At 65.7% G+C, this 26,067-nt stretch carries 26 protein-coding genes and 1 tRNA gene; 6 read left to right on the top strand and 21 right to left on the bottom strand.

All coding sequences use genetic code 11. The features are described 5' to 3' along the window. Position 1 precedes the first annotated feature (1 nt). Positions 2 to 643, bottom strand: a complete 642-nt coding sequence (locus C489_RS16770; protein WP_006432526.1) for a hypothetical protein — start codon at positions 641 to 643, stop codon at positions 2 to 4. Between the two features lie 73 nt (positions 644 to 716). Here C489_RS16770 and C489_RS16765 point away from each other — a divergent pair, with 73 nt between their 5' ends. Then, positions 717 to 1,319, top strand: a complete 603-nt coding sequence (locus C489_RS16765) for a metal-dependent hydrolase (RefSeq protein ID WP_006432525.1) — start codon at positions 717 to 719, stop codon at positions 1,317 to 1,319. 195 nt (positions 1,320 to 1,514) lie between these two features. Here C489_RS16765 and C489_RS16760 read toward each other — a convergent pair. Both C489_RS16760 and C489_RS16755 read right to left on the bottom strand, forming a co-directional pair. Continuing rightward, positions 1,515 to 1,589: transfer RNA gene (locus C489_RS16760), tRNA-Glu, on the bottom strand. A gap of 172 nt (positions 1,590 to 1,761) precedes the next feature. Continuing rightward, complete coding sequence (locus tag C489_RS16755) at positions 1,762 to 3,021, bottom strand: helix-turn-helix transcriptional regulator (protein WP_006432524.1); 1,260 nt, start codon at positions 3,019 to 3,021, stop codon at positions 1,762 to 1,764. A gap of 181 nt (positions 3,022 to 3,202) precedes the next feature. Between C489_RS16755 and C489_RS16750 the strand changes: the two genes are divergently transcribed. Further along, a complete protein-coding gene (locus C489_RS16750) occupies positions 3,203 to 3,781 on the top strand; it encodes an MBL fold metallo-hydrolase (protein WP_006432523.1) in 579 nt (192 codons plus the stop codon). An 85-nt stretch (positions 3,782 to 3,866) separates the two neighbouring features. Here C489_RS16750 and C489_RS16745 read toward each other — a convergent pair whose 3' ends face one another. The 10 genes from C489_RS16745 to C489_RS16700 all read right to left on the bottom strand — a co-directional run bounded on the left by C489_RS16745 (position 3,867) and on the right by C489_RS16700 (position 11,840). Then, positions 3,867 to 4,697 carry a hypothetical protein gene (locus C489_RS16745; protein WP_006432522.1) on the bottom strand — a complete coding sequence of 277 codons (831 nt, stop codon included), beginning with the start codon at positions 4,695 to 4,697 and terminating at the stop codon, positions 3,867 to 3,869. Continuing rightward, on the bottom strand, positions 4,694 to 4,960 hold the full coding sequence (locus C489_RS16740) for a DUF5827 family protein (protein WP_006432521.1): 267 nt from the start codon (positions 4,958 to 4,960) through the stop codon (positions 4,694 to 4,696). Before C489_RS16740 ends, C489_RS16745 begins: the two co-directional genes overlap by 4 nt. Before the next feature lie 121 nt (positions 4,961 to 5,081). Further along, positions 5,082 to 8,117, bottom strand: coding sequence for an FAD-binding and (Fe-S)-binding domain-containing protein (locus C489_RS16735; RefSeq protein WP_006432520.1), 3,036 nt, complete (start codon positions 8,115 to 8,117; stop codon positions 5,082 to 5,084). A gap of 222 nt (positions 8,118 to 8,339) precedes the next feature. Continuing rightward, positions 8,340 to 8,942 carry a superoxide dismutase gene (gene sod, locus C489_RS16730; RefSeq protein ID WP_006432519.1) on the bottom strand — a complete coding sequence of 201 codons (603 nt, stop codon included), beginning with the start codon at positions 8,940 to 8,942 and terminating at the stop codon, positions 8,340 to 8,342. 200 nt (positions 8,943 to 9,142) lie between these two features. Further along, positions 9,143 to 9,550 (bottom strand): DUF7344 domain-containing protein, encoded by a 408-nt coding sequence (locus C489_RS16725; RefSeq protein WP_006432518.1) that lies wholly within the window; start codon positions 9,548 to 9,550, stop codon positions 9,143 to 9,145. A gap of 274 nt (positions 9,551 to 9,824) precedes the next feature. Then, on the bottom strand, positions 9,825 to 10,289 hold the full coding sequence (ndk, locus tag C489_RS16720; protein ID WP_006432517.1) for a nucleoside-diphosphate kinase: 465 nt from the start codon (positions 10,287 to 10,289) through the stop codon (positions 9,825 to 9,827). Continuing rightward, on the bottom strand, positions 10,286 to 10,636 hold the full coding sequence (locus C489_RS16715) for a 50S ribosomal protein L24e (protein WP_006432516.1): 351 nt from the start codon (positions 10,634 to 10,636) through the stop codon (positions 10,286 to 10,288). The genes ndk and C489_RS16715 overlap by 4 nt, the downstream gene beginning before the upstream one ends. Beyond that, the gene (locus C489_RS16710; protein ID WP_006184658.1) at positions 10,636 to 10,860 is read right to left on the bottom strand and encodes a 30S ribosomal protein S28e; all 225 of its coding nucleotides are present in this window, start codon (positions 10,858 to 10,860) and stop codon (positions 10,636 to 10,638) included. Before C489_RS16710 ends, C489_RS16715 begins: the two co-directional genes overlap by 1 nt. 11 nt (positions 10,861 to 10,871) lie before the next feature. Further along, entirely contained in the window at positions 10,872 to 11,234 is a 363-nt protein-coding gene (rpl7ae, locus tag C489_RS16705) for a 50S ribosomal protein L7Ae (RefSeq protein WP_006432515.1), read from the bottom strand. A 225-nt stretch (positions 11,235 to 11,459) separates the two neighbouring features. Continuing rightward, positions 11,460 to 11,840 carry a putative zinc-binding protein gene (locus tag C489_RS16700; RefSeq protein WP_006432514.1) on the bottom strand — a complete coding sequence of 127 codons (381 nt, stop codon included), beginning with the start codon at positions 11,838 to 11,840 and terminating at the stop codon, positions 11,460 to 11,462. Positions 11,841 to 11,969: 129 nt separating this feature from the next. Here C489_RS16700 and tmcA point away from each other — a divergent pair, with 129 nt between their 5' ends. Further along, entirely contained in the window at positions 11,970 to 14,261 is a 2,292-nt protein-coding gene (tmcA, locus tag C489_RS16695) for a tRNA(Met) cytidine acetyltransferase TmcA (protein ID WP_006432513.1), read from the top strand. Positions 14,262 to 14,355: 94 nt separating this feature from the next. Here tmcA and C489_RS16690 read toward each other — a convergent pair whose 3' ends face one another. Together C489_RS16690 and C489_RS16685 are read right to left on the bottom strand one after the other, a co-directional pair. Then, positions 14,356 to 14,628: a HalOD1 output domain-containing protein gene (locus C489_RS16690; protein WP_006432512.1), complete on the bottom strand. Its 273-nt coding sequence runs from the start codon at positions 14,626 to 14,628 to the stop codon at positions 14,356 to 14,358. A gap of 93 nt (positions 14,629 to 14,721) precedes the next feature. Then, entirely contained in the window at positions 14,722 to 15,462 is a 741-nt protein-coding gene (locus C489_RS16685) for an SDR family NAD(P)-dependent oxidoreductase (protein ID WP_006432511.1), read from the bottom strand. Between the two features lie 163 nt (positions 15,463 to 15,625). On the opposite strand from C489_RS16685, the gene C489_RS16680 reads away from it, so the two are divergent. After that, positions 15,626 to 16,111, top strand: a complete 486-nt coding sequence (locus C489_RS16680; RefSeq protein WP_006432510.1) for a DUF456 domain-containing protein — start codon at positions 15,626 to 15,628, stop codon at positions 16,109 to 16,111. Positions 16,112 to 16,300: 189 nt separating this feature from the next. Then, positions 16,301 to 17,200 (top strand): carboxypeptidase-like regulatory domain-containing protein, encoded by a 900-nt coding sequence (locus tag C489_RS16675; protein ID WP_006432509.1) that lies wholly within the window; start codon positions 16,301 to 16,303, stop codon positions 17,198 to 17,200. A gap of 24 nt (positions 17,201 to 17,224) precedes the next feature. Here C489_RS16675 and C489_RS16670 read toward each other — a convergent pair whose 3' ends face one another. The 4 genes from C489_RS16670 to C489_RS16655 all read right to left on the bottom strand — a co-directional run bounded on the left by C489_RS16670 (position 17,225) and on the right by C489_RS16655 (position 22,326). Further along, on the bottom strand, positions 17,225 to 18,979 hold the full coding sequence (locus tag C489_RS16670) for a glutamate--tRNA ligase (RefSeq protein ID WP_006432508.1): 1,755 nt from the start codon (positions 18,977 to 18,979) through the stop codon (positions 17,225 to 17,227). An 85-nt stretch (positions 18,980 to 19,064) separates the two neighbouring features. Continuing rightward, entirely contained in the window at positions 19,065 to 19,772 is a 708-nt protein-coding gene (locus tag C489_RS16665) for a hypothetical protein (RefSeq protein WP_152423176.1), read from the bottom strand. Positions 19,773 to 19,925: 153 nt separating this feature from the next. Next, a complete protein-coding gene (gene idsA3 / locus C489_RS16660; RefSeq protein WP_006432506.1) occupies positions 19,926 to 20,978 on the bottom strand; it encodes a geranylfarnesyl diphosphate synthase in 1,053 nt (350 codons plus the stop codon). A gap of 1 nt (position 20,979) precedes the next feature. Then, entirely contained in the window at positions 20,980 to 22,326 is a 1,347-nt protein-coding gene (locus tag C489_RS16655; RefSeq protein ID WP_006432505.1) for a ribonuclease J, read from the bottom strand. Positions 22,327 to 22,692: 366 nt separating this feature from the next. On the opposite strand from C489_RS16655, the gene trkA reads away from it, so the two are divergent. After that, the gene (gene trkA, locus C489_RS16650) at positions 22,693 to 24,024 is read left to right on the top strand and encodes a Trk system potassium transporter TrkA (RefSeq protein ID WP_006432504.1); all 1,332 of its coding nucleotides are present in this window, start codon (positions 22,693 to 22,695) and stop codon (positions 24,022 to 24,024) included. Positions 24,025 to 24,183: 159 nt separating this feature from the next. Here trkA and C489_RS16645 read toward each other — a convergent pair whose 3' ends face one another. Further along, positions 24,184 to 24,387 (bottom strand): hypothetical protein, encoded by a 204-nt coding sequence (locus tag C489_RS16645; protein ID WP_006432503.1) that lies wholly within the window; start codon positions 24,385 to 24,387, stop codon positions 24,184 to 24,186. Then, positions 24,387 to 25,934: a TrkH family potassium uptake protein gene (locus C489_RS16640; protein WP_006432502.1), complete on the bottom strand. Its 1,548-nt coding sequence runs from the start codon at positions 25,932 to 25,934 to the stop codon at positions 24,387 to 24,389. The genes C489_RS16645 and C489_RS16640 overlap by 1 nt, the downstream gene beginning before the upstream one ends. Positions 25,935 to 26,067 lie beyond the last annotated feature (133 nt).

The raw sequence follows: 26,067 nt of genomic DNA, 5'->3' as shown, positions 1-26,067 counted from the left end.
GTCATCGGCGCACCACCCGTCTGAGCGCCCGCCGAAGCTGTCGGTCGCGGCGTCTGAAGTACGCGTCGAACAACACGCCGGCCGCCAGTCCCGCGACGGTCACGGAGAGCCACTCGGCCATCAACACCTCGTTCGTCGAGAGATACGAGGTGCCGAAAGTTCGATCGAGGTTCCAGCGGAGCACGGTCCACGCCGCGACCGACGCCAGCGTCAGTAACACGACGAAGGCGACGGCGAACCACTGGGTGACTTGCAGCGACGTGAACATATGTAGTTCGACCGTCACGAGCAACGCCAACCCGGCGACCGCGAGATAGGCGGCGAACGTCCCGACGCTCCCGCCGAACAGCCCCCGAACGAGGATGGGCAACGTCGCGAGGACGAGCAACTCCCACGGCAGCATGATCCGCCAGTCGCGGTAGGCCGCCGGCGGGATCAGCACGACCACGCCGACGCCGGTCACGAAGACGAGCCACTGGTAGTCGAGATCGAGCGCGCTCTCGAGGAAGACCGTCGCGAGGACGCCGATCACCAGCCACGCGAAGAGGCCGTTGAGTCGCCCGCTCCGGAACAGCCGTTCGAACACCGCTTTCGCGTCGTCCGAACGGTCCTCCCGGGACGAATTCCCGCTATTGCCCGGCATGTCCGGTTTCCAGACACCATCGAATCATAAATCCGCCGGTGGGCTTATCTCTCCGACTCCCCTTCCGGTTGCTATGATGCTCCCGACGCACGCGCTCGTTGGACTCGCCATCGCAGCGCCGCTCGTCGCGTTCGCCCCGGACCTCGCACCGGCGGCACTGGTCGGCGCGTTTGTCGGCAGCTTGATGCCGGATTTCGACCTCTACGCGGGCCACCGGCGAACGCTTCACTATCCAACGATCTACGCTATCGCCGCCGTTCCGATCGCGATCGCCGCGGTACTGATCGCGACGCCGTGGCTCGTCGCCGCCGCGTTCCTGCTCGCCGGAGCCGCCCTGCACTGTCGGATGGACCGCTACGGCGGCGGCCTCGAGCTCCGGCCGTGGGAGGGGACCTCCGACCGAGCAGTCTACGACCACGTGCAACGCCGCTGGCGAGCGCCGAAGCGGTGGATTCGGTACGACGGCGCGCCGGAGGACCTGCTGCTCGCGTCACTCGCTGGAGTCCCGCTGTGGATGGTTCTCGACGACCCGTTTCGGTGGTTCGTTGGTGCCGCGCTCCTTATCGGCGGGCTGTACGTCCTCCTTCGCCGACGGCTCGCGAACGCCGCGCCGGTCGTCTTCGACGCCGTTCCCGAGTCCGTCGACGACTACGTCCCGAGCCGGTACAAGCAATAGAATCGCAGAACGACGGGTCTAACCGGCGGATCCCACCGCGACGCTATCGCAAGGCGGGGGGCCGATGGTCACATGTGTCGGTCGTGGTCGCTCCGCTGGCAAAAACAAGCGGGCCACGGATCTGCGTCGGAACAGCAAACTGATTACAGCCGAGACTCTCGAGTCGAGATCAATTATCCGAGTGAAAACGGGGAATGCTCCGACTGGGATTCGAACCCAGGTCATTGCCGTGAGAGGGCAATATGATTGGCCGGACTACACCATCGGAGCTCGGTTCGTCGCCTCTCTCCGGGCCCTGCGTCACGTCGTTCCGCAGGCCATCGGATCGGGCTTCGTCTCCATCCAATCGTAGCGCAGTACGATGTTTAAGCATTCCGTTTCGTTTCGAGAGTGTCGGACAGTCCCACGCGAGAACCTGTCAGCGACGCGGTGTCGGCAACGGTTACTCCTCGAAGGGCGACTTCGTCGCTTCGGGTTCGAAGCCTTCGAGGCTGATGATGTTCTCGCGGCCGACGCGGAGTTTGCTGATGGTGCCGTCGTCTTCCATGTCCGAAAGCAGCATGCTGACCTTGGACTTCGACCAACCGGTCTCGTCGACGATGTTGACCTGTTTCATCCGGCCGCCGTTCTCGCGGATGAGCTTGACGACGCGGTCCTCGTCGGTCATGAGCGCGTCGTCGGTGAGCGGGGCGGCGTCCCCGGAGTCGGGCGTCGCGTCGGCGTTCGGTGGCGGTGTGCCGGTGTCTGCCGCAGGCGATCGATCCGATTCGGCCGGGTGCGTTGCCGCGCCGCCGGTATCGGCGGTATCGTCCGATCCGGGGCCGTACCGCCGATACCAGACGACGGCTGCGACTCCGATGCCGGCCACGAGGAGTCCGCCAGTGAGATACCAGACGATGTCGGACCCGGTCATGGCCGCAGTCGGGTCGTCACTACCGCTGTTGGTGGCCGCGACACCGCCGGGTCGATCGAAAACTGCGCGGGGCCGGCCGTCGACGAACTGGTTTTGGCCGTTCCACTGGACCGAATTCGCCGACTCGAGGGAGTCCCCCGCGTACTCCCCGTTCGGTTCGATAGCGCGGAAGGTGAGATCGCCGCCGGCTTCGTACACGATCGCCTGCCCGGATGGGAGATAGAGATCTTGGAACACGTCACCCGCCACGACGGTTTCCTCGTTGACGGCCGCGAACCCGGTCCACGTAAACGACATTTCGACGACGCCGCGCTTGCTCGGCCACTCCTCGATGCGGGCCGATCGTCGGAAATCGGTGGCCGTCATCTCCCGGTCGGTCTCCGCCGCACCGGCTTCGGTCAGTAACTGCGACCGGTTGATGAACTGCTCGTAGAGGCCGGTTTCGTTCGCTTCGAATCGCTCGATGAAGGTCTCGAAGTTCGCTTCGGCCGCCGTCTCGTTGTCCGCGTTCGCGAAGTGGCGTTCGTACCGGAACGTCCACGTTGCACTTCCGTTTTCGTAAATCGTGATGTCGAACGTTCGATTGTCGAAGTTCTGCGCTTCCTGTGAGACGAACGGGCTCGTCTCCGCACCGTCGGCCGTCGTCTCGAGTTGTCTCTCGACTGAAGCCGGCTCCGTCGCCGAGGGGGCGGCCGATCCGGCGGTTGCCGCGACGACCGATCCGCTGACGCCGGCAACGGACGCGAGGATCACGAGAACGACGAGTCCAACGGAGGCCGGCCGATTCATTCGTCTACCACTACGTGCCGGAGCTAAAAATGCTTGTGAATACTGCAGTCGATCGAATGAGTCGCGGTTATTCTCGGTTTCGAGCGGTCTGGGCGACCAATAGCCTGCGTTTTGGTTCTCGCCGTCAACCGTTGCCATCCGTGTCGATACCCACAAATCGGTCGACCGCGTACCAAGTCCCGTGATCACGAATCTCGCGCGGAACGTCCAAGCGTTTACGAGCAACGTCTTTCTGGTGACCGGCGACCGACCCGTGCTCGTCGATACGGGGGCGAACTTCGATGTCGTCGACGCCGTCCGCTCCGAGGTCGACGACCTCGAGGCAGTGATCCTCACGCATACGCATCGCGACCACGTCGGCAATCTCGCCGCAGTGAAAGACGCCTTCGGCGTCGACGCGTGGGGGTACGACACCTCGATCGAGGGCGTTGATCACGCGATCGCCGACGAGGAGCAGGTCCGGTTGGGCGACCACGAGTACGTCGCGCTCCACACGCCCGGCCACAAGGACGACCACCTCTGTTTCTACTCCGAGGGGGCGGGAATCCTCTTCGCGGGCGATCTGATCTTCCAGAACGGGAGCTTCGGTCGCACCGATCTCGAGGAGGGCGATCGGACAACCCTAATCGAGAGCATCGACCGCGTGCTCGAGCGGATCGACCCGTCCCTCGCGGCGATGCACACCGGCCACGGGCCGAGCGTGACGAGCGATCCCTACGATCACGTCGAACTCTCGGCGCGGATGGCGCGCCAGTCCTGAGTCGGACCGAGCGCGAGCGAGTCGGTCGCTGTCCGGCGTTCGCTTTTCCCCGCCGCTCGCGGGTAGCGCCCCCACTCGAGTGAGGTTAGCGCTGCGCGGCGGCGTCGAGGACCGCGTCGTAGGCGTCGGCATACGCGTCCGCGATCCGTTCGGGGTCGGTTCTGGCATCCGTGCCGAGCGCTGGCAGCGACACGCGCTCGAGCGGGTCTAGGTACTCGAGGGCGTCGCCGACGCGCTTCTCGACAGCCCCGTCTCTGGGGCTCGAACTCGCGATCTCGCAGGCGCGACAGTAGCGGTCGCCGGCGTAGGTCCGCACGCGGCCGGGTTCGACGGCCGCGACCGCGGCGACCGAGGACGGATCGAGCGCCTCGAGCGGCCGTGCGATGTCGCTGTAGGACTCGACGACGGCGATGTCGGCGGCCTCGATATCGGCGGCGAGTCGCTCGAATGCGGGGACGTAGCGCTGCCGGGCGAGGTCGTTGAACTCGTCGACGGTCTCGACGGGGATCGCCTCCTCGAGCGGGAGCGCCTTAGCGACCGCGTCCGGGATCTCGGCGGTCGTGTTGCGGACGAACAGCGGGTCGTCGCCATCGCGACCGACCCGATCCACGAGGAATTCCCTGTCGGCGCGTCCGAGCAGTCCGGTCCCGCCGCCGGGGGCGGGCCGCCACAGCCGGTGGACGGGATTGAGTCGCTCGGGCGGGCGGTCGCGGCCGTCCGCCGCCGAGAGCCGGGCCGCGTCCTTGCCGTACAGTCGGCCGTCGGCGAGCGCTCGCCGGCAGTCGTCGTGGTCGAACCAGAAGTCGTTGCCGGCGCGGGGTTTGTAGCCGACGGCTCCGGTTCGCTCGAGCAGGCCGGCCGAAAACGTGGTCTTGCCGGCGTCGACGCGGTCGGCACCGACCACGAGGAGGATCATTCTTTCAGGCCGTAGTAGCCGGGTTCGTCCTCGTCTCGCGGCTCGGCCACCACGAGGTCGTCAGCGTTGGTCATGACCCACGGGATCGCCCAGTCGAGCAGGATATCCTCGGTCTCGGGGTCGAGTTCGGCGTCGGGCTCGACTCCCTGCAGCATGCGGGCGATCTCGTAGACGGTGTACATCTGGTCGTCCTCGAACAGTTCCGCCGGCGTATAGAAGTCACACGGCGGCAGCTCCTCGAACTCCGATTTCGGGACGGGCATACCCCTCCGTACCGCGGGCCGACGCCTAAATGATTCGTTCGCGCTCGAGACACGAATCGTGCGTACCGCTTTCGTCGCTGCCGGCAATGGTGAGCCCAGCGGAGTCCGATCGAGTCGCCGGTCAGTCCGACGGCTCGAGTCCCCGTGCAAGCAGTTCGACGGGATGGGCAGGGCGGTCGTAGCCCTCGAAGTCGCCCACCTGCGTTCGACAGGAGGTGCCCGGCGCGACGACGATCGACTCGCCGTCACCGTCCGCCCGCCCGGCCGCACTGGCCTCGAGGTCCTCCCGAAGCAGGGAGCCGATCGCTTTCGAGAGGTCGTAGTGTTCGGCCTCGTAGCCGAAGCTGCCGGCCATGCCACAACAGCTCGAATCGACGGGGTCGACGGCGTAGCCGGCCCGCCGGAGCACGCCGACGGCGTGGTGGTCCGCGCCGCGCGCCTTCTGATGGCAGTGGCCGTGGAAGCTCAGTCGCGTGTCTGCGTTCTCGGACTGGACGAACGTCAGCTCCTCGTCCAGACGCCGCTCGTCGACGTACTCGCAGACGCCGAAGGCGTTCGCCGCGAGCCGTTCGACCCGCTCGTCCGCGAGCAGGCTCCGGTACTCGTCGACGACCATCGCCGCGTCGGAGGGCTCGACGAACAGAACCGACCAACCGCGCTCGAGATAGGGCTCGAGGTCTGCAAGCAGGTCCCGGCCCTGCTCGGCCGCGACGTCGAGCATGCCGGTCGAGTAGGCTGCCCGTCCGGTCGGGCCGAGATCCGGAACCACGACGCGGACGTTCGCGGCCTCGAGGACCGCGACGGCCGCCTTCCCGAGTTCGGGATTCGAGTAGTTCGTGTCCGTATCGGGAAAGAGGACGACGCCGGCCGTCGCGGTTTCGGCGGCGACCCGTGGCCCCCCTCGCTGCCGGAACCAATCGACGAGCGACTCCCGCCGGAAGGTCGGCAGCGTGCGATCGGCAGCGATTCCGACGGTCTTCTCGAGGACAGTTCTGGCACCCGGTAGTTCCGCGGCACGGTTCGCGAGCGGCGCAAACGCACTCCCGACCGCGGCGAGCCGGTCGACGTTTGCGAAGAGCCGTTCCCGCAGGCTCGTCCCCTCGCGGTCGTGGTACTGGTGTTTCACTTCGGCTTTGAGCTTCGCGAGGTCGACCCCGGTCGGACAGTCGCTCTGACAGCCCTTGCAGCCGATACAGAGGTCGAGTACCTCGTCCTGAAACCGCTCGCCATAGAGTTCCTCGGGGTCGATCTCGCCGCTGATCGCCGCCCGGAGCAAGTTGGCTCGCCCTCGCGTAGTCGCGATTTCCTCCTCGGTCGCCCGATAGGTGGGACACATCACGTCGCCGTCGGTCTGCCGGCAGGTGCCACAGCCGTTACAGAGTTCCACGAGGTCGGCGAACCCGCCTTCGTCGTCGAAATCCAGCGTCGTCCGGGGCTCGAGCGCGGCGTAGTCCGGGCCGTACCGGAGGTGGTCGCGGATGTCCGTGGGGTCGTCCTCCCGATACACGACCTTCCCCGGGTTCAGCCGCCAGTCGGGGTCGAACGCCGATTTGAGGTCCTGAAAGGCGTCCCAGAGCTCCGGCCCGTACAGCTTGGGGTTGAACTCCGTCCGCGCGAGGCCGTCGCCGTGCTCGCCCGAGAAGGAGCCGTTGTGTTCGCGGACGAGGTCCGTGACGTCGTCGGCGATCGCGCGCATTTTCTCGACGTCGTCCGCCGCCTTGAGGTTGAGGACCGGTCGAATGTGGAGCGTGCCGACCCCCGCGTGGGCGAAGTAGGCCGCCGTGGTGTCGTGGGCCTCGAGAATCTCCTGAAAGCCGGCCACGTACTCGGCGAGTTCCACCGGCGGCACGGAAGCGTCCTCGACGAACGGGTACGGCTTCGGGTCGCCGTCCATGCTCATCAACAGCGGGATCGCGGCCTTCCGGAGCTTCCAGAGCCGGTCCTGTTTCGCCGGCGAGAACGCCTCAATCGAGCCAAAGGCCGTCCCGCTGTCGACGAGACCGGCCGTCGCAGTCGCGATCGCGTCCGGCAGGTCGTCGACGACCTCGGAGTCGAACTCGAGCATCAGTGCCGCCTCAGTTCCCTCGGGAATCGGCTCCGCGTACTCGGCGTACTCCGCCGACTCCGCGGCCAGCCGGAACACCTCGTCGTCCATGAGTTCGACCGCGCTGGCCTTGAGGTCGAGCGCTTCGGGGACCGCGGCCAGCGCCTCGAGCAAGTCGTCGTAACAGTAGACCGCGAGTGCGGTCTCGTCGGGTCGGGTCACGAGCGAGAGCGTCGCCTCGACGACGACGCCGAGCGTTCCTTCCGCGCCGACGAGCAGTTTGGAGAGGTTGATGACTCGATCCCCGTCCGCGGTCTCTCTGATCACCTTCTGGAGGTTGTAGCCGCTGACGCTCCGTTTCAGATCCGGATACCGCTCCTCGATCTCCGCGGCGTGGTCCTCGACAAGCGCCCGCACCGTCCGGTAGAGGGCTGCCTCGCGGTCGTCCTTCGAGACGATTCGATCCCATTCGGGGCTATCGAGGGCGACATCTCGAGTGCGAATCTGCGAGCCGTCGGCGAGGACGACCTCACACTCGTCGACGTAGGCGTCCGTGATTCCGTACCGCACCGAGTGTGCGCCCGTCGAGTTGTTTCCGATCCCGCCGCCGATCGTTGCCCGGTTCGAAGAAGCCGGGTCGGGAGCGAATCGGAGGCCGTGGGGCTCGAGTGCCGCGTCGAGGTCGTCCTGGACGACACCCGGCTGCACGACGGCGGTCCGCGCCGCGGGATGGATCTCACGGATCTCGTCCATGTGTCGCGACAGATCGAGGACGACACAGCCCGGCCCCACGGTTTGTCCGGCCAGCGACGACCCCGAACCTCGGGGCAGGACCGGTGCGTCGTGGTCAGCCGCGACTGCCATTGCGGCGCGGACGTCGGCGGTGTCCCGCGGGAAGACGACGCCGGCCGGCTGTGCGCCGTAGATGCTCCCGTCAGTCGCGTAGAGGACCCGCGTGTACTCGTCGAACCGGACGTCGCCGTCGACGGCGTCACGCAGATCGGCCGCAAGCGCCTCGCCGTCACCGTCTGATCCCGACTCGAGCGGTCTGTCCCGTCGCCCGTGGTCCCGATCCTCGACCGTCGCATCGACGCTGCTGTCCTCGGCGGCCATATGTAACCATTCATCGTGATACATGTAGTTAAACCGTGGTCCTCGCTCACAACCCATGCGATGTCGGACAGACAGTCGAGTTCTCGAGGACACGGGAACGACGGTGGCAGTCTCGAGCGAGAGGAGGCGAGTGAGAACGGGAGTAACGTCTATCGGCGCTATCCATCACTGAACTCCAAAAAAGTCGAGATAGACAACTCGTCGCGTTGACTGCCGGCTAGATCACTCGAAGTGATCGAGGCACGTCTGGAATTCCTCTTCGGCCTTCTCCCAGTTGACGACGTCGAAGAAGGCGTCGATGAAGTCCCCGCGGTCCGGACCGTAGTCGTAGTAGTAGGAGTGCTCCCAGACGTCCAGCGCGAGCACGGGATGTGCGCCCCAGAGCGCACCCTGATCGTGCTTGTCGACCGCGATGTTGCGCAGTTGCTTTGCAACCGGGTCGTAGACCAGCAGCGCCCAGCCACCGGCGGCACCGGCTGCGGCCTCGAACTCGCCCTTCCAGCCCTCGTAGGACCCGAAGTCCTCCTCGATGCGGTCGGCGAGATCGCCGTCGGGTTCGCCGCCGCCGTTCGGCGACATGTTCTCCCAGAACAGCGTGTGGAGATAGTGACCACAGCCGTTGTGGGTGACGTTTTTGAGCGCCCCCGGCGTCGAGCCGAAGTCGCCGTCCTCGCGGTTCTCGGCGAGGGTCTCCTCGGCCGAGTTGAGGCCATTGACGTAGCCCTGATGGTGCGTATCGTGATGCCAGGTCAGTACCTGTTCGGACAGAGCCGGTTCGAGCGCGTCGTAATCGTACGGTAGTGGTGGAAGTTCGTGATCAGCCATAGTATGCACCTCACGTTCTGTATCGGTATCTCGCTTGTTAAGTTTTGAGGAGTGAGACGATATCACACCTCACAAAGTCACGGCCGCTCCGTCGTGCGATTTACCGACACTCCACTGGTTCAACCACGGACGCGGTCTTAAAGCTTTCAGCAACTCCCGCTCGCCATCCCCCGTCTTCGATCGCCGCCGGCTCCGCGCGATTACTCAAGTTCCTTGTGGCGGGCGTGTTCGAGCCACTCCTCGAGCGACGGTTGGCCCCAGTACCGAACCGTCTCGCTTCGCCGATCGTGTTCGAGGACCCCCGCGTCCTCGAGTTTCGGAAGGTGGCTGTGCTGGAGTTCGGCTAGGACCGTCGTTTGTCGGTCGGCCGATATGGAGTCTGCGACCGTCGCCGTTTCTGCCGCATCCGTCTCGTCGCCGTCTATCGTCCGCTCGAGGGCGATAACGTTCTCAGTGAGGGTGTCAACCGTTGCGACACCATCCGGCCGGTCATTGAGAAAGTAGAGTGCGTACCGTCGCCGACTGTTCGAGAGCAGATCGAAAACGAGATCCAACGACGGCGTTGCCTCCCCCGTTAACGCCGCCGGCTCGCCCTCCGTTTCACGCATCCACGAACCACCTACCGTATGTTACCATTCGAAACCACCACGGGAACCTACTACAGCCCCCACATTAGACCTTACGTCCCTCTAGAAATATACGTGTGTTAAATCCGATAGTATGTGTGAAGACGGAATCGTGCCGGACTGACGGCTCGACGAACGGCGGGTACTGAGCCGCTATCAGCGGCTCCGCTCGCAGCAGAACTGGTGGAACTCACACCGATCGTAGCCGCTACCGACTGCTCTCCAAAATGAAACGGCGCTCACGCCGTCGAGACGCTTACTCGTAGAGCCACTCGGCGTCGTGCTGATCGTAGTCGATCAGTTCGTCGTCGTCGAAGTGGATCCCGATTTCGCGCTCGTTTGCGCCCTCGTCCTCGTGGTCGGCCGCGTGGACGACGTTCCGACCGAGATCGAGCGCGTAGTCGCCCCGGATCGTGCCGGGTTCGGCCTCGAGCGGGTCGGTCTCGCCGATCATCTGGCGGACCTGACGGGTCGCGTCCTGGCCCTCCCAGACCATCGGGACGACCGGTCCCGAGGTGATGAAGTCGACGAGGTCGTCGTAGAACGGCTTGTCCTCGTGTTCACCGTAGTGTTCTTCCGCTCGCTCGCGAGGCATGGTCTCGACCTTAATACCGACGAGCTTGAGCCCGCGGTCCTCGAGTCGAGAGACGACTTCGCCCACGAGTCCGCGCGCGAAGGCGTCGGGCTTGACCATCACGAAGGTTCGCTCGTGATCGCTCATGCTTCTTCGGCCTCGGTTTCCTCGGTCTCGTCGGCGGTTTCGTCCTCGGCGGGCACGTCTTCGTCGTCCGCGTCGGACTCCGTTTCGAGGTCCTCGTCGTCGCCGGCCTCGACCTCCTCGGTCTGGTCGGCGTCCTCGTCAGCAGGCGTGTCGGCCTGCGTGGAACCCTTGCCGCGACGACCGTCCTCGGTCCACTCGAGGTCGCGCGGTTCGCGCCCGAGCTTGTAGTTTTTCTCCGCCTTGGAGTCGACGAAGTGGAGCACGCTGCCGTCGTTCTTGACGTACATGATGCCCGTACCGGGTTCGATCTCTTCGCCCGTGTAGTCGCAGGTGCGTTTCTCGACCATTATTGTCCTCCGATGGAGTCGGCCTCGCGGGCGGTCTCGCGAAGTTGGAGTACGTCCCCTTCGCGGACCGGGCCGAGGCAGTTACGGGTGATGATTCGTCCCTGGTTCTCGCCCTCCTTGATTCGGCATTTGACCTGCATGGCTTCGCCGTGCATGCCGGTCTTGCCGACGACCTCGATGACCTCGGCGGGCGTAGAGCCGCTTTCTTCCTCTTCAGCACTCATCTCTGATCACCTCAGTCGAGGTCCTCGAGCTTACTGGCGATGTCCTCGACGTCGTCGTCTGCCTCGCCGGCGTCGACGACCGCCGCGGCGGCCGAGCCGACCTCGAGGCCGGCTGCGTGGCCGACGTCGTCTTGGGTCTCGATAAAGACGACGGGAATACCCTTCTCATCGGCGAGTTCGGGCAGGTGCATGACGATCTCCTCGGGGGAGACGTCTTCGGCGACGTAGACGAGCTCGGCGTTGCCGCGCTCGATCGCCTTCGTGGTTTCGTTCGTTCCTTTCTTTACGCGTCCGGTGTCTCGTGCGACCTCGAGCGCCTCAAGGGCGTCGTCGGCGAGGTCGGCTGGGATGTCGGTATTGACGTAGACTGACATTGGTTGTTCACCTCTCCTACACGTGGGCTCGCGCTCCCCTGCCGTCCGGGCACTGGGTACCCGTGCCGGATCGATTCCGGCGGAAGTCCTGTGAAGCTAGGAGCATCATCAACCCCGCGTAGGGTGTACACTCGAATAGCGCTGCCCCCCTTAAAAGCGTGTTCAAACGCACGAGGCCGTGGGATACCACCGCACGGCCCGACAGCCCTACTCTGTGCCGACCAATCAGTTCTGTTTCATATGGGATTCGATGTCTGCTTCCAGTTCTCCGCGCAGCGTCTCGGCCTCGTCGTCGTCGTAGTCCGTGTGATACTCCTTCGACACACCCTCCGCTGCGAGATTGTAGTGCAGGTCGGGCGAGACATCGTGGTGGTCGAGACACTCCTTTGCGCACTCGAGCGGACAGCCGTCGATGACGACGATCTCCCGGCCGGAGGTCGCGGTCTCGACCAGCGGGGCCACGTCGCCGCCGACGCCGGCGATACACGACATCTCGGCGACGCCGTCCCTGTCCAGCGAGACGGCCAGATCGTTCGCCATCTGCGCTGCGCTCGAACAGCCCGAACACGAGTACACCAGCGGGTGGTCGTCGGATGCGTCTGACATACCGAAACCCCTGCTCGAAATCCCGATAACGGTACTCCCGTACATGTGCGCTCGACACGGACCGGCCGTGATCCCGTCGCCGTCGGCACGTTCCGGTGCCTATTACTCTCGAGGAACCCCAGCGAAGGCATGGACGTCGACGCGGCCGCCCTCGCCGAATCGCTCCGCGAGGAAGCCAAACGAGCGAACGAGCGACGGCTAGTAGTGCTCGCGGGCGACCGCGAGCGAGGGTACGACGCCCTCGAGTCGATCCTCGAGACGCTGTCGATCCCGATCACTGGGACGACGCTCGTCGGCCCCGACGACCGACTCCGCTGTGAACAGCGCCGGCAGGTCAACGCGGACGACCTCCTCGGAACGACGCGGGACGCCATCGCGGTCGACGCCCACGCGGAACTCCAGCCGAACGCGCTCGGGAAAGTCGCCGGAGCGGTCGACGGCGGCGGCCTCCTCATCCTGCTGACCCCGCCGCTCGAGGCGTGGCCGGAGCGCCGCGGCGAGTTCGACGCGTCGCTTGCCGTGCCGCCGTTCGAACTGGACGCGGTTACCGGCCGGTTCAGACGCCGCCTCGTCGAGACGCTGCGAGCCCACCGCGGGATCGCGATCGTCGACCTCGATGCCGATCGACTCGAGGCCGACGGGCTGACCGATCCGGCTCCCCGGCTGGCGACGGCAGCGCCGGCCCCTCCGCCGGAGCACCGGTTTCCGGCCGCCGCCTACGAGGCCTGCCTGACGAGCGATCAGGCCGACGCCGTCGCCGCCTTCGAGTCGCTGCTCGAGGACGGACAGGCCGTCGTCCTCGAGGCCGACCGCGGCCGGGGCAAGTCGAGCGCTGCGGGGCTGGCCGCGGGGGCCTTCGCCGCCGACGGCGAGGACGTGCTCGTGACCGCCCCCGCCGCGCGGAACGCTTCGGAACTGTTCGACCGGGCGGAAGAACTCTGTGCGACGCTCGCGGACGGCTCCGAGCGCGGCCCCACCGTCGAATCGCATCTGATCGAGACGGCCACTGGCGGCTCCGTTCGATTCCGCGAGCCGAGCGCGGCCGTCGACGCCCTCGGGTCGGCTGATATCGTCATCGTCGACGAGGCCGCCGCACTCCCGGTCGCGACGCTCGATTCCCTGCTCGCCGCCGACCGAGTCGCGTTCGCGACGACGGTCCACGGCTACGAGGGCGCGGGACGGGGCTTTTCGGTCCGATTCCGTGACCATCTCGCCGAAAGCGACCGGAAAGTGACCGACTGCACGCTCGTCGAGCCGATCCGGTACGCGGCGGGCGACCCCGTCGAGGTGTGGGCCTTCCGCGCGCTGTTGCTCGACGCGCGGCCGCCGGTCGAGCCGCTCGTAGCCGACGCGACACCCGAATCGGTCGAGTACCGGCGACTCGAGCCCAACGACCTCCTCGCCGACGACCGCCTACTGCGGGAGGCCTTCGGGCTGCTCGTCCTCGCCCACTACCGGACCGAACCCAACGACCTCGCGCGACTGCTCGACGCGCCCAACCTCGAGGCGCGGGCGCTCGTCCACGACGGCCACGTCGTTAGCGTCGCGCTGCTCGCACGCGAGGGGAATCTGCCGGCCGACACCCGCTCGATGATGTACGAGGGCGACCGGGTGCGGGGCAACATGCTGCCGGACGTGCTGACGAGCCAACTCCGAGACGAGGCGGCGGGCGAGCCGGCCGGCCTCCGGGTCGTCCGCATCGCGACCCACCATGCGGCCCGCTCGCGGGGGCTGGGCTCGCACCTGCTCGAGTGCGTCCACGAAGAATTCGGCGGCCGGAGCGACGCCGGCGACGAGCCCGGCAGCATCGACTGGCTCGGTACCGGCTTCGGCGCGACGCCCGGCCTGCTCGCGTTCTGGCGCGAGAACGGCTATCGGACGGTCTTCGTCTCGACCACCCGTAACGACGCCAGCGGCGAGTACTCCGTGCTCATGCTCGCGCCGACGAGCGACGACGGACGGGCGTTACACGACCGCCACGCCGACCGGTTCGTCCGCCGGTTCGCCGCGCTCTGTTCGGACTCGCTGGACGACCTCGAGCCCGACGTGGCCCGCGCGGCGCTCCGGAGCGTCGATGCAGACGCCGGGCCACCGCTCGCGTTGACCGATTTCGAGTGGGACCTCGTCGCGAGCGCCGCCTACGGCCCGGGGCTGTTCGCCGTCGATCCCGGCCCGTTCAGGGACCTCGCCGTGCGGTACTTCGTCGACGACCCCGAGTCCGTGGCCCTGACCGATCGCGAGGAGCGCTTGCTCGTCCGCCGCGTGCTGCAGGGCCAGGGCTGGGAGACCGTCGCCGATCGCCTCGGCTATCACTCGACGAGCCAGTGCATGCGAGCGCTCGGCGACGCGTTCCGCCCGCTCGTCGATCTCTACGGGACGGAGACGGCATTCGAGGTTCGAGACCGGTTCGTCGACGAGTGATCCAGTGGACCTGGGTCAGTACTGACGGATGAGTCGGACTCCCGTTCGCTACTCAGCGAGCGGCGGAGGGCTCTCCCGGCAGCGAAATACCCGCTTACCCCGTCTTCACGAACTTCGCCGTCCCGTTTTGCTCGACGGTGATTCGATACCGGTGATAACTGAACTCGACCTCCATCTGTGCCTCCGGTGACGGCGGGTTCGAAAACAGTTCGGTGAGCATCCCGTCTATGCAGTCGTATATCGTTGGTAGCTCGGTCGAATCGACGCCTTCGAGGTCCATGACCGCTTCGATGACCTGTACTGCCGGGTTGTCGCCGTCCGGATCGAGCGTGCGATGGACGATCTCACTCTCGGTTTGATCTGTCACTGTGGAACGGCCTATCGGTAACTGCTGGTATAGTCGTTCATATAGTATCCCGTGTACGTGAGTGTGGAATAAATGTGGCTCCGCAGGCTGAACTCAGAACAGTCGCCGACACAGCCGCTCCGGCAGGAGATCCAGTACCCATGCGACGGCTCGCCACCGCCGCGTCACGTACACGTGCGTCCGCTCGTTCCGGATCGCTCGAGCGATCTGTGCGGCCGCCGTCTCGGGTGAACACTCCCAAAACCCGCCCAGCGAGAGTTTGGTGTCGACGAAGCCGGGCTCGACGGTCGTGATCGTCACGTCGGCGTCTCGATCGGTCTGCCGATACCGAAGCCCCTCGAGGTACGTCGAGACGTAGGCCTTGGAGGCGTTGTACGCCGGTGCGTCGCCGCTGCCGATGTGGGCCGCGACCGACGAAATCCCGACGAGATGTCCATCGGCCTCGCTCGCGGGGTCCCGGTCGCGCTCGAAGTACTCCATCGCCGCCGTCGCGATGGCGGTAAAGCCGCCCACGTTGACGTCGACCGTCTGTCGTTCCGGCTCCCACTCGAGGTCCCGGTTGACGCTCGCGACCCCGGCGCTGACGACGACGAGGTCGACCGCGGGCATTGCCTCGGCCAATTCGAAAAACGCGTCTCGAGCGGCGTCGGGTTCTGTAACGTCCATCGTCGCGACGTACGATTTGGTCGGCAGTTCCTCGCCGATCTCCCGTAGTCGCTCCGTTCGCCGTGCCGTCAGACCGATCCGATAGCCGTCCGCTGCGAGCCGTCGGGCCAGCGCTTCGCCGATCCCCGACGACGCGCCGACGATGATCGCTCCGCGCGGGTTCGTCATGTCCACGGTTCGGTACTGTCCACGTATAGTAGCCACTGAAACGGGTGTCCCACTGGTAATAGTAGGCAGCGACCACCCAATCAGGTCTGCAGCGACGGGCAGTCGTCGCTGCTGCTCCTCCTGAAGGCGGTAGGCCTTTGCCGCGGTCCGTCGTCGCCCCGATATGGTTGATGTCGCTCTCGTCGTCGCCATCGTGTTGCTCGCGGGCGCAATCGTCGGCGCGGCCGTCCCGATGGTGCCGAGCGGTCTCCTCTCGCTGGCCGGCCTCGGCGTCTACTGGTGGGGTTCCGGGCTCGCCGAACTGAGCGCCCTCACCTTCGCCGTCCTCGCCGTTATCGCCGTCGTCACCGCGCTCGTCGAGTTCTTCGGCGGGTCGATCGCCGCACGCGCCGGCGGCGCATCGTGGGTGACGACGGCGGTCGCCGCCGTGGTCGGGATCGCCCTCATGCTCGTCACCGGCCCGCTGGGGCTGCTTGCCGGCCTCTTCGGCACCGTCTTCGTCCTCGAGTTCGTCCGCGGCGAGGAACTCGAGGGCAGCGCCAGGTCGGCGGTCTACACGACCGTCGGGACGCTCGCGTCGACCGCGGTTCAGGTCCTGTTGACGGCAACGATCCTCCTCGGCTTTCTCGTGGCCGTCTTCCTGCTCTGATCACGGCGAGAGTGTATCCGTGGGTATCGTTCACACGAGCGAGTGGAGTGTTCCGACTACGAGACCGAGCCGTCTCCGCGATCGGTCGAGTGTATTGGAAAGACAGTATTCCGTGTCTGTCGGCGCTTCTGACGGTTTTCTCGGACGGAACTGTTATGCACAGACCTCCCGCCAGTACGGTCGAAACCCATGTCGAACTATCGCCGGCAGGTTCTTCGGCGGACGGCGCTGCTCGGTTCGGGACTGTTCGCAACCGCGTCCGGAACCACCGCAGCGGCTGCCAGTGACACCGATGCGGGACGGCTCGAGGGAACGGTAACCCATTTCGGGACACCGGTCACTGAAGCGACGGTGGCTGCCGACGACGGGACCGAGGCCGCGACCGACGAAACAGGTGCGTACACGCTGGCCCTCGCGCCCGGCGAGTATACCCTCACGGTCACCGCCCCCGGATATGCACCGGTATCGACCGACATCGCCGTCGCGGGGAACGAGAGACGCACACGGGACTTCGATCTCGAGCGCGAGTGGGGGCCGGGAACCGGCGAACTCGAGGTGTTCGCGACGCCGGTCGGTGGCGGCAGCACGATCCCGTGTGAGATCGCGGTTTTCGGTGCCGACCGGTACGATGTCACCGCATCGCGGGGCTCGGTCCCCGACGGCGACCGCTGGGGGAGCGGCTTCGACGTGAGCGAGGGCTGGTGGGAGATCTTAGTCACGGACGCCGAGGGATACAGCGACGGCTATCAGGAAGTGCTCGTCGAGGACGGCGAGACGGCCTTCGGCTGGGTCCAACTCGAGGCGGGCGACGACGAGATTTCAGAAACGGGGCAGATCGAGGGGCGCGTCGTCGACCCGAACGGAACCGCTATCACCGACGCGACGGTCCGGGCCGGCGGCGCGCGGGTATCGGTCGACGGCGAGGGCGAATTCGATCTCGAACTCGAGCACGGCCGCCACCGCGTCGTGGTCGATGCGGCCGGGTATCGGCGCGTCGTGGGCGACATGCAGGTCAAATTCGGCCGGATGACGGAACTGAACGTCACGCTACGGACGAGCGCGTCACGAGGCGTCCCAGAACGAGAGTAGAGAGTAAGCGATCGGCGGCAGTAGTCAGGGGTGGGCGTAGTACGCGACCGTCTCCTCGTCGCCGTCGCCATCGTCGCTTTCGGTTTCGTGTCGGTCGATTCGGGCGAATCCGACGCGCTCGAACTGTACCATCTCGTCGGGCTCGAGGTCGCCGACACCGGGTTCGGCATGGCCTCGCACGTCGCCCTCGATCGTCCGCATGCGGACCGGCACGCTCTCGTCCGCGGGGACCCAGTGGACGACGTCGACGCCGCCCTCGCGGACCGCGTCGATATCGTCGTCCGTGTACCGGAGGACGCCGTCGTCGAAGCGGAAACAGCCGAAGCCTTTCAGCCAGATGCGCCGGTCTCCGTCTTCCTCAGCGTCGGGAATATCAGCGACCTCGAGCATGACGGAGTCGCCGACGGGGATCTCCCGAACGCCACGGTCCTCGTGGTTGGGGTGCAGCGGCGGGGCCGCTTCGGCCGGCGGCTCCCCGGCGAGGGGGATCTGATTGCCGTCGCGAACGAAGAAGCGGCGGTCGGTCTCGTCGTCGATCAGGTCGCGGTTGTTCGCGTAAACCGAACTCATCGCGAGGTCGACGTCGGTAGTCGAGGTGCCGAGGCCGGTCATCGCCTCGACGATGGCCTCGCCGCGGATGCCCCGCCGGCGCAGGCTCTTCAGCGTCGGGGCTCGCGGGTCGTCCCAGCCGTCGAGTTCCCCGTTCTCGATCAGTTCCGAGATGGTCGACGTGCTCATTTTCACGTCGTAGTCGTCGAGCTGGACGTGGCCCCAGTGGATGACCTCGGGGTAGTCCCAGCCGAAGTAGTCGTAGACGAACTGCTGGCGCTTCGCCGAATCCTGCAGGTCGATCCCGCGGATGATGTGGGTGACCTCGATCAGGTGGTCGTCGACGCCGGACTGGAAGTCGAGCATCGGCCAGCAGCGGTACTCGCTGGCCTCCTCGCGGGGATGTGGCGTATCGATCATCCGGAAGGCGACCCAGTCACGCAGGGCGGGATTCTTGTGTTCGATGTCCGTTTTCACGCGGAGGACCATCTCGCCGCTGCTGTACTCGCCGTCGATCATGGCCTCGAACTCCTCGAGTACCGTCTCCGACTCCTTGTCGCGGTGGGGACAGGCCTCGCCGGAGTTCTTCAGTTCCGAGAACGCCTCGCCGGAACACGAGCAGGTGTAGGCCCCGCCCATCTCGATGAGGTCGCGGGCGTGGTCGTAGTAGGTCTCGAGCCGGTCGCTCGCCTTGTACGTCGCGTCGGGCTCGAAGCCGAGGTAGTCCAGGTCGTCGAGAATCGCGTCGTAGGCCTCGAGATCGGGGCGCTTGGTTTCGGGGTCGGTGTCGTCGAACCGCACGCAGAACCAGCCGTCGTAGCGCTCGCGATAGGTGCCGATGACCGCGGGCATCCGAGCGTGGCCGACGTGCCACGGCCCGTTCGGGTTCGGCGCACACCGCATCCGGATCTCGTCGTACGCCTCGGCGTTCGGCAGGTCCGGCAGGTCGTGTTCGTCTTCCTCGTCCTCGGCCTCGATCTCCGCGAGTTCCTCGGGGGCGAGTTCCTCGAGGCGCTCGCGTTTGGCCTCGTACTCGAGGTCGTTGACCCGACCGATGACGCCGCCGGCGATGCCCGGAATCTCGTCGCCGTGCTCGCGAAAGTCGGGGTTGTCGCCCATCAGCGGCCCCATGATCGCGCCGACATCGGCGTCGCTCTCGTGTTTGACGGCGTTTAACAGCGCGTGCTTCTCGGCCTCGCGCTCGATGCGCTCGCGTAACTCGTCGTTCATTACCTCGGGATAGTCGCGCCCGGCCCAAAACCCTCGCGATTCACCGTGTCGTCCGGTCCGAAGACCACGGGTCTCAGTTTCGGTCTCAGTCCTCGAGGTCCTCGGCGTACACTCTCGAGTTGAAGACGTTGCTCATGAGGACCATGGCGGCCGTGCTCGCGGCGGCCGCCCCACCGTCGGTCTCGTTTGCGCTCGCGTTGCCGGTCGCGCCGTCGTCAGCGCTTGTGTTACCGCTCTCGGGTTCGGTATTGCCGGGCCCGTCGTCGTCCTCGGTTCCGTCACTCGACCCGCCGTCGTCGCTACTGCTCTCGTTGCCGCCGTCCTCGGCGCTACCCTCGACGGCCGCGTTGTACCGCTCACACCACTCGGTCTTGACGCCCCAGCCGTGTGCCTGCCCGTCGAACGGGTTCGCTACCTCCGCGTAGAGCATGTCCACCTCCGCGTCGTTTTTCACGAGGTTCTCGTTGTAAACGGTCGTGATGACCTCGAGTTCGGTCGTCGACTCCGATTCGGTCGCGGCGTTGGACTCGTAGACCAGTACCAGATCGGAGCCGTCCTTTCGGAGCGACTGGACCGAGAGATCGTTTCGTTCGACGAGCGTGTAGAACTCCCCGGGCGTTCCCTTCCGCGGCTCGCTCGGCTCGACGGGTTCGATTTCGTTGTCGTCCGATCCGGTCGTCCCGAGCAGCGAGCCGACGCAGCCGGCAGTCGCGGCCATGCCGACGGCCGCGGCCGTGCCGAGAAATCGCCGCCGGGAGGAGCCGGATGGTCCGTGCGGGGAGTCGTCAGTCATACTCACCGCTCGGGGTGGTACCTGCAAAAAGACCCGGACGATATCGAACGGTGAGTTCGGCCGGGAACAGGGACCGTGCCTCGATCCAGCGGCACACGACTGTCAGAAGCTCGTGACCCGAGGCGAGAATAGCCGCCTCGAGCGCGCTGACGTTCAGTAACCGCGCTGGATCAGGTAGTCCGCGATCTCACAGAGCAGGTCACGGGCCTCGTTGTCCGGCAGCACCTCGAGTCGGTTCTGCCCCTGTTCGACGAGGTCCTGGGCCGTTTCGTTGGCGTAGGAGATCGACCCGGCGGCCTCGAGTTCGGTGACGGCGTCGTCGATCTCGGCCTCGGTGACCGCATCGACGTCGTCGGTGTCGACCAGATTGTCGACGTCGACGCCCTGTTCGCGGGCGTGGACGGTGATCAGCGTCTGTTTGTTCTCGACGAGGTCGCTACCGCGCTGTTTGCCGAGTTGCTCGCTCGGCACCGTCAGATCGAGCACGTCGTCCTGGATCTGGAACGCGCGGCCGATGTCGAGTCCGTAGCCATAGAGCGCGTCGATCGTCTCCTCGTCGGCCCCCAGCAATATCGCTGGGAGCGACGCCGAGGCAGCATACAGCACGGCCGTCTTCTGCTCGACCATCTCGAGGTATTCGTCCGGCGAAACGTCGATCCGTTCCTCGAACGTGACATCGAGCGACTGACCCTCGCAGATCTTCGTGCAGGTGGTCGCGAGTACGTCTAAGGCCTCGACGATGCGGTCCGACTCCGCGCCGGTCTCGAGCATGATCTCGAAGGCCTTCGAGTAGAGCGTATCGCCCGCGAGAATGGCCGTCTCGAGGTCGTATTCCTTGTGAACGGCGGGGACGCCGCGCCGGAGGTCGTCGTCGTCCATGATGTCGTCGTGGATCAGGGTAAACGACTGGATGACCTCGACGCTGACCGCGGCGGCCATCACGTCCACCGCGTGGCCCTGCTGGAGCGAGGTAAACGACCGGTACTCGCCCGACAGCGGCTCGGTATCGGTCAGTGCCTCCGCGGTCGTCAGGAGCACTGCTGGCCGCAGTCGCTTGCCGCCCGCGTCCAGGAGGTATCGGGAGGCCTCGTAGAGCCGTTCGGGCCGCTGGATCGGTAACTCCTCTGGAATCGCTTCGTTAACCCGCTCGCGGCGCTGCCGAATCGCCTCGAGCACCGCCTCTTCGCGTGCCTCGGGACTCGTCATATCAGTCGACTAGTTGGATGAGGTTGCCGTTGCGTGTGACGTGAAGGTCTCGACCCATCTTGTAGCCCTCGCTCTCACAGAGGTTGACGTAGCTCGAGTAGCCGCTCATGTCCTGGTGGGCCGGGATGATGTTCTCGGGCTGGAGCGCATCGAGCATCTCGTAGTGGCCCTCCTGGTTGAGGTGGCCGGAGACGTGGATGTCGTCGTAGACCCGTGCGCCCTGCATGCCGAGCAGTTTCTCGGCCTGATAGCGCTGGCCCTCGTTGGTCGGTTCCGGAATGACGCGAGCGGAGAAGACGACCTTGTCCCCCTCCTCGAGTTCGTAGGGCGTCTCGCCGCGAGCCATCCGGGTAAGCATCGCGCGGGGCTCGCCCTGGTGGCCGGTGACGATCGGCAGGTAGTTCTCCTTGCCCTCGTTCATGATCCGCTTGAACGTGCGGTCGACGGACTTGCGGTGGCCGAACATCCCCAGGTCCGAGGGGAAGTCGACGAAGTCGAGCCGTTCGGCGGTCCCGGAGTACTTCTCCATCGAGCGGCCGAGCAAGACCGGCTGGCGGCCGATATCGTCGGCGAACTCGACGAGGCTCTTCACGCGGGCGATGTGACTCGAGAAGGTGGTCGCGACGATGCCGCCGTCGTAGTCCTCGATGCTGTAGAGGACATCGCGGAGGTGTTCGCGGGCGACGCTCTCGGATGGCGTACGACCCTTCTTGTTCGCGTTGGTACAGTCCTCGATGTAACAGAGGACGCCCTCGCCTTCACGGCCGATCTCGCGGAACCGCTCCATGTCGATCGGGTCGCCGATGACGGGCGTGTGGTCCATCCGCTTGTCGAGGCCGTAGACGATAGCCCCTTCGGGCGTGTGGAGGACCGGGTTGATCGCGTCGATGATCGAGTGGGTGACGTTGACGAACTCGAGTTCGTTGCGGTCGCCGATCGACATCGTCTCGCCGGCCTCCATCTTGACGAGGTCGTTCTCGACGCCGAACTTCTGTTCGCTCTCGATCTGCTGTTTGACCAGCTCGATCGTAAACGGCGACGCGACGATCGGCGCGTCGTATCGGTGTGCCAGCTTCGAGATAGCACCGATGTGGTCGAGGTGGCCGTGGGTCGGCACGATGGCTTTGACGTCGCCCTCGAGGTCGCTCATGACCCGGTCGTCGGGGATAGCGCCCATATCGATCAGGTCGAGGCTGTGCATCCGCTCGGTTTCGACGTTGTCGTGGATCAGGACCTGCGAGAGGTTCAGACCCATGTCGAAGATGACGACGTCGTCGCCGGCGCGGACGGCGGTCATCTGCCGTCCGACTTCTTCGTAGCCGCCAATGGTTGCGATTTCGATTTCCATGGTTCGTAGCACTGAAAGCCGCTCTATGGACTCTCATCGAAACGGTCCGCGGACGCCTAGTCGTGTCCGGCCCCGGCGTCTTGCAGCGCGTCGGCCATCCCGCTATGCGCTCGGTGCGACGGCGGTTCCGTCTTCGATAGCTCGCGACATCGCAAGCCCCGAACGCACTTGCCCGCGGGTTTCGCTACTGGCCCATACACGCCCGGGTGTTAAAAACGCAGTGGGTTAGCTCGTCCGCCGTTAGGTCGGTCGTATTGCCGTCTCAGGGCACCTCGGCGGGATCGCTCCGGATCCTTCTGACACCGCAATTCATTTGCCGGTCGCTCCGAAACCGATTGCCACTAACATGCTCTCGGAGGGATCGTCGTGTACGTAATCATCGTCGGAGCCGGCGAAGTCGGCCGGTCGATCGCCGCCAATCTGGAGGACGGCCACGACGTGGCCGTCGTCGATCAGGACGCCGATCTCGTCGAAGAGCTCACCTACTCGCTCGACGTGCTTACGATCCGTGGCGACGGGACCGACCTCGAGACGCTGCGCGAGGGCGGCCTCGAACAGGCGAGTCTCGTCATCGCCTGTACGGACAACGACGAGACGAACGCGGTCGTCTGTGGCGCGGCGAAGGCGACGAGCGAGGTGTTTACCATCGCGCGGGTCCGCCGCCGGACGCTGCTCGAGACGTGGCAGGGCTCACAGGGAGCCTTCGGCGTCGACTTCATGGTCTGTACGGACCTGCTGACCGCGCAGGCGATATTCCGTATTTCCGGCCTGCCAAGCGCTCACGACGTCGATACGTTCGCCGGCGGGCTCGTCCGTATGGCCGAGTTCGATATCGCGACCGACAGCCCGATCGCGGATCGGACCGTCAGCGAGGCCGACTGTTACGATTCGCTCACGTTCGCCGCGATCTTCCGGGACGACGAAATGGTCGTCACCAGAGGCGACACGGTGATTCGGGGCGGGGACCGGATCGTCGTGATCGGCAGTCCGGAGTCGATCAACGAGTTCGCCGACGAGGTCGCCTGCACGCCGGACGAGGCAGAAGAGGTCGTCATCGTCGGCGCGAGCGAGATCGGCTTCCAGACCGCTCGCGAGTTCGAAGACCACGGGTTCCGGCCGCGACTGATCGAACGCGACCCCGAACGGGCCCGCGAGGTCGCCGAAGCGCTCCCGAACACGATGGTCATGGAAAGCGACGCGACCAACTCCGAGTTCCTCGCCCGCGAACACGTCGGCGAGGCCGACGTCGTGATCGCCGCCCTCGACAGCGACGAGAAAAACCTGCTTGTCTCCCTGCTCGCCGACCGGCTCGGCGTCGATCGGACCGTCGCCATCATCGAGAACCCCGAGTACGCCGACCTCTTCGAGACGGTCGGCATCGATGTCGCGATCAACCCCCGCGAGGAGACGGCCGAGGAAATCGTCCGCTTTACCCGAACCGATAACACGGAGAAAGTGGCGATGCTCGAGCACGACCGCGCGGAGGTCATCGAGATCGAGGTCGGGGAAGAGAGCGTCCTCGTCGGCCGGAACATCGCCGCCGCGACGAACGACCTCCCCGACGGCGTCGTCATCGGTGCGATCTCCCGGGGCGGCGAACACATCACGCCGCGCGGGTCCACGGTCGTCCAGCCCGGCGACCACGTCATCGTCTTCGTCGACGCGGCCGCGCTCGACGAGGTCGTCGAACTGATTTAGGACTTCTGTCTTCGTCTTCTCTCGATATACACAGTCGATCACTGCTAGAAAGCTGGTAGACGAATCTGGTTTCGGCCAGTATTCGCGACCGCTCGAGTCTCTGACCCCCGATCTCGACCCCTACTTCCCGAACCCGATTCTCGATTCCGACCCACCGATTCAGTGGCGAACGCCGCGGTAGAGGACGTACGCGACGAAGAACATGACGTATGCGGCGGCGAGTCCCGTCGTCAGAGCCGACCTGCCGGCGACCGCGATTACGAGTATCAGCAGCGGGCCGACGAGCAGGAGCGAATCGAAGACCCGGTCTTCGGCACCCGACTCGAGGAGGTCGCCGACGATCGGCAGCTCACTGACCCGCATCAGTAGAGCCCTCCGCGGCGGAAGCCGGCTCGTAACAGCACCAAGACGGGAATGATCTCGAGGCGGCCGATCCACATGTTGAAGAGGAACATGATCTTGCCGAGCGTCGGCAGCGATTCGGGGCCGGTGATCCCTGCAGAGAGGCCGACGTTACCCTGTGCGCTCGCGACTTCGAAGAGCACGTTCTCGAGCGTGTACTCGCCCTGCGGGAGCAGCAAGAGGAGCACGAACGTGCCGATGCCGAGAAAGATCAACCAGAGCGCGGTGATGATCGCCGCTTCTTCGAACTCCTGGCGCATCTCCTGTTCGTTGAGGCGGCGGCCGTTGATCCGCAGTCGGCGGACGGCCGTCTCGGGATAGAAGACATCCGAGATCCGGAACCGGATGCCCTTCACCAGCGTGAGCGCCCGGATCAGCTTGATCCCGCCGACCGTCGACCCGGCCGCGCCGCCGATGAGCATCCCGAAGGAGACGGTGAGCTGAGCTTGGGTCGGCCAGCGCCCGAGCGCCACGTTGGTCGCGTCGACGGCGGTCTGGAAGCCGGCACAGGTCGCCGCCGAGACGAACTGGAACGAGCCGTACCGAAACGCCGTAAACAGGGAGTCGTACGTGTCGCCGACGTACACCAACGCGGTGAGCAGGGCCGTTCCGAGCCCCATATAGATGAATACCCAGCGGGTCTGGAGGTCGGCATAGAGGTTCCGCAGGTCGCCCTGCAGGATGAGGTAGTGGACCGGGAACGCGATGCTGCCGAGCAGCATGATCGGCAGGAGTGCGAAGTCGATGGCGGCGCTGTCGTAGGTCGCGATCGAGTTGTCGGTGATCGAGAACCCGCCGGTCGCGAGGCCGGTCATCCCGTGGTTGATCGCGCCCCAGATCGGCATCCCGACGACCCAGAGCAGCAGGATCGAGACGAAGGTAAACAGGATGAAGATCCACCAGATCGTCTGCACCGTCGAGACGATGCTCGGATGGATCCGCTCCGAGCGAGCCTCGCTCTCGTAGAGGGTGAGCGAGCCGCTCCCCGGCCGAGCGAGGATCGCCGTCGTGAGGACGATGACGCCGACGCCGCCGACCCACTCGATGAACGAGCGCCACCACTGCAGGGTTCGGGGCAGGACCTCCTCGTTGTCGGTCATCGTCAGGCCGGTGCCCGTAAAGCCGCTCATGCTCTCGAACAGCGCATTGAGCGGGTTCGTAAATGCCGCCAGCGTCGATGTCTGTGACGGCTCTCCGAGGATCGGCGGCGCGAACTCGACCGTCCACGCGATGAGGACGAAGGGGAGCGAGCCGAAGATCGCGACGCAGAACCACCCCAGTGCGGCGATGATCATCCCGTGAAGTTTGCCGGGCCTGGTCGCCTTCCGGAACCGTGAACTCAGGGCGTAGCCGATCGCGAACGGAATCAGCCCGGAGACGACCAATGCCGGAATCGCGTAGTACTCGCCCCAAACCAGCGGAATGAGCGTCGAGACGAACAGGAGACCGGCCAGTGCCTGAAACATGCGCCCCAAGTCCCGGCCGATCGTTTCCACCGCCTCGTTCATGTCTCTCTCCTCGCTCCCGATGGACTCGAGTTCGCACCGCGCTGTCGATCACGCACTCGAGTCGAGGGCCGCTCGCTCGAGGCCGTCCGGTGCGGTCGATCGAGAGCAGTGTCCCGCTCGTGCGTGTCCGACA

The sequence above is a fragment of the Natrinema versiforme JCM 10478 genome, assembly GCF_000337195.1.
Classification (GTDB): domain Archaea; phylum Halobacteriota; class Halobacteria; order Halobacteriales; family Natrialbaceae; genus Natrinema; species Natrinema versiforme.
Note: the sequence above shows the minus strand (reverse complement) of the source record. Positions and strands in the feature narration are given on the sequence as shown.

Coding starts and splice junctions, on each gene's coding strand:
- C489_RS16765 (WP_006432525.1), top strand. CDS start 717: ATGATGCTCCCGACGCACGCGCTCGTTGGACTCGCCATCGCAGCGCCG.
- C489_RS16715 (WP_006432516.1), bottom strand. CDS start 10,636: ATGGTCGAGAAACGCACCTGCGACTACACGGGCGAAGAGATCGAACCC.
- sod (WP_006432519.1), bottom strand. CDS start 8,942: ATGGCTGATCACGAACTTCCACCACTACCGTACGATTACGACGCGCTC.
- C489_RS16725 (WP_006432518.1), bottom strand. CDS start 9,550: ATGCGTGAAACGGAGGGCGAGCCGGCGGCGTTAACGGGGGAGGCAACG.
- C489_RS16685 (WP_006432511.1), bottom strand. CDS start 15,462: ATGACGAACCCGCGCGGAGCGATCATCGTCGGCGCGTCGTCGGGGATC.
- C489_RS16675 (WP_006432509.1), top strand. CDS start 16,301: ATGTCGAACTATCGCCGGCAGGTTCTTCGGCGGACGGCGCTGCTCGGT.
- C489_RS16680 (WP_006432510.1), top strand. CDS start 15,626: ATGGTTGATGTCGCTCTCGTCGTCGCCATCGTGTTGCTCGCGGGCGCA.
- C489_RS16745 (WP_006432522.1), bottom strand. CDS start 4,697: ATGATCCTCCTCGTGGTCGGTGCCGACCGCGTCGACGCCGGCAAGACC.
- C489_RS16665 (WP_152423176.1), bottom strand. CDS start 19,772: ATGACTGACGACTCCCCGCACGGACCATCCGGCTCCTCCCGGCGGCGA.
- ndk (WP_006432517.1), bottom strand. CDS start 10,289: ATGAGCGATCACGAGCGAACCTTCGTGATGGTCAAGCCCGACGCCTTC.
- rpl7ae (WP_006432515.1), bottom strand. CDS start 11,234: ATGTCAGTCTACGTCAATACCGACATCCCAGCCGACCTCGCCGACGAC.
- C489_RS16740 (WP_006432521.1), bottom strand. CDS start 4,960: ATGCCCGTCCCGAAATCGGAGTTCGAGGAGCTGCCGCCGTGTGACTTC.
- C489_RS16735 (WP_006432520.1), bottom strand. CDS start 8,117: ATGGCCGCCGAGGACAGCAGCGTCGATGCGACGGTCGAGGATCGGGAC.
- C489_RS16770 (WP_006432526.1), bottom strand. CDS start 643: ATGCCGGGCAATAGCGGGAATTCGTCCCGGGAGGACCGTTCGGACGAC.
- C489_RS16645 (WP_006432503.1), bottom strand. CDS start 24,387: ATGCGGGTCAGTGAGCTGCCGATCGTCGGCGACCTCCTCGAGTCGGGT.
- C489_RS16700 (WP_006432514.1), bottom strand. CDS start 11,840: ATGTCAGACGCATCCGACGACCACCCGCTGGTGTACTCGTGTTCGGGC.
- C489_RS16640 (WP_006432502.1), bottom strand. CDS start 25,934: ATGAACGAGGCGGTGGAAACGATCGGCCGGGACTTGGGGCGCATGTTT.
- idsA3 (WP_006432506.1), bottom strand. CDS start 20,978: ATGACGAGTCCCGAGGCACGCGAAGAGGCGGTGCTCGAGGCGATTCGG.
- C489_RS16710 (WP_006184658.1), bottom strand. CDS start 10,860: ATGAGTGCTGAAGAGGAAGAAAGCGGCTCTACGCCCGCCGAGGTCATC.
- tmcA (WP_006432513.1), top strand. CDS start 11,970: ATGGACGTCGACGCGGCCGCCCTCGCCGAATCGCTCCGCGAGGAAGCC.
- C489_RS16655 (WP_006432505.1), bottom strand. CDS start 22,326: ATGGAAATCGAAATCGCAACCATTGGCGGCTACGAAGAAGTCGGACGG.
- C489_RS16755 (WP_006432524.1), bottom strand. CDS start 3,021: ATGAATCGGCCGGCCTCCGTTGGACTCGTCGTTCTCGTGATCCTCGCG.
- C489_RS16670 (WP_006432508.1), bottom strand. CDS start 18,979: ATGAACGACGAGTTACGCGAGCGCATCGAGCGCGAGGCCGAGAAGCAC.